Below are 1,782 nucleotides of genomic sequence, written 5' to 3' on the forward strand. Positions count from 1 at the left end.
GTTGCGCCATCGCCGACATCCTGGCGCTCCACGCCGGTGGAGGCGCGTCGTGAGCGTGGCGCCCCCAATGCAGCCCGCGTTGACCCTGTGCGGCGTGCGGAGCACAGCGGTCGAGGTGCCGCTGCGCGATGAGCTTGGCGCCAGCGGTGCCGCCGTTCATGCGGGCGCCGCTCGTCGATCCCTCGATTGCCAATGCCTGCGCGAGTGAAAGACGCCATATCAGTCCGCGGACGCCCTTCGATCGTGCGTCCTGGCTGCAGCGCGACCTTCATTGGTCACCTTCCGCAAGATTGCAGGTCCCAGGTACCGGCAGCATCCATTTTCCACAAGCACCGGCGGGATATCAGCTTCTACCAAGGCCGCAGACCTGAGCACCGCCAGCTTCTCGATCTCGTCCTGGTCGCAAACTTTGATTGGTACCTCAGCAGCGCAGAGCTGCGCGAGGAGTGTCATTGGCACGTCTACTTCTCCCTCCATCTCAAAAGTGAACCATCGAACTCTATGTCATCAATCCATTGAACGCGTGCCAAACGAGAGACATCGAAGCCTTCAGTTCATGGATGCCCTGAAAGTTGTGGCATCAAAAAAACAACGGCGGAGGAATATTTCCTTGATTCCTTGAGCGTGAGTAGACGCATCGTCACCCGCGGCGATAGGTACACCGAGACTGCTGCTACGGTGCTGGTTAGGAGACGCCTTAGAACCGGTGAGTAGTTGCAAGAACTTGGTAGGCAAAGATGCTCGTGTCAAATGCGCGCCACATTCTGCAAAGCAGGCTGCTCTCGACCTTCGTCGTCCCTTCAAACTTGCAAGCGGTGTTGCGTTAGAAAGGGGATGAACCTGTCCGCTTCGGCGAGCAGTGAACGATGGCATCTCAAATGGATATCTCTCGATGGTCGTGGTCGCAGAAGCCTTTCGTCTGCAAGGCATTGGGCGGGGCACTGGTCGAGGTGCAGGCCGAAGCTAGGCTCGCCAGTTCTGGGGGCGCAAGTCAGTCCAGGTAGTCAAGAAACATCGGAGTCACTTGCTGGAGAAAGGCGACCTCCTCCGCATCAATGACGCGTGGCTCCAGATCGAAATGGATGAACGTGCCATAGGGTACCCCGGAATCACGTGTCAGTAGCCGCCCGTAGTACGACTCAACCAAGCCAACAAAGGGGCGATAGCTGACCAGGGACCTATCCTTGGAGACGTGACCGGTCGCAAACTCGCCCTGCTCGATCGCGTGCTGGCAGAAGCTCTTCTGCAAGGGAACTGCTTTCAACCAAGTGCGGTATTCAGAGGCACGGTCGAAAACGTGCTCCGCCTTCAATGAATCGCCGCTCAGTTTGTATATGGCCGTGTATCGGTACTGAGTCCTGTCATTGAGCATCGCTAAAGCATGGCGAACGCCATGGGCAGCAAGCGCGCCGCGAACCGCAGCCGCCTGTGCGGGAAAATCAAACTCAGACATCGGGGAATTTCGTTCTAGGCGGCGTGCGCAACAGGCTCACCCCGAATCTTAGTGGCCGAGGAATGTTTGTGCTTGTGTGGGGATATCGAACGTGAAGCCCGATAGGTCCGCCGCTGATTAAAGCAACGGGTCAGGCACATTCGTTCACAAGCACTGGCCCTCGAGAATGAAGCGGTGACGAGACTTCCCGCAACTATTGAGAGTTACTAAACTCATGACAACCAATAATGCCCTCGAGTGTTATCCAATCAGCGGATTGATTGGAGGTGAGTTGCATGGGCAAGAAGATGGACGAGGCGACGCGCAAACGGGTGCGGGCTGGGCGAATG

Annotated in this window: 1 protein-coding gene; it reads right to left on the reverse strand. The window is 57.3% G+C overall.

The genetic code is table 11. The annotated features are described in order from the left end of the window. Nucleotides 1–991: 991 nt before the first annotated feature. Nucleotides 992–1,453 carry a hypothetical protein gene (locus tag AC1DY5_RS54095; RefSeq protein ID WP_478122433.1) on the reverse strand — a complete coding sequence of 154 codons (462 nt, stop codon included), beginning with the start codon at nt 1,451–1,453 and terminating at the stop codon, nt 992–994. Nucleotides 1,454–1,782 lie beyond the last annotated feature (329 nt).

The organism is Variovorax sp. P4_D9, assembly GCF_056401695.1.

Bases quoted from the DNA above. Each gene is read 5' to 3' on its own strand.
- AC1DY5_RS54095 (WP_478122433.1), bottom strand. From the start codon at position 1,453: ATGTCTGAGTTTGATTTTCCCGCACAGGCGGCTGCGGTTCGCGGCGCG.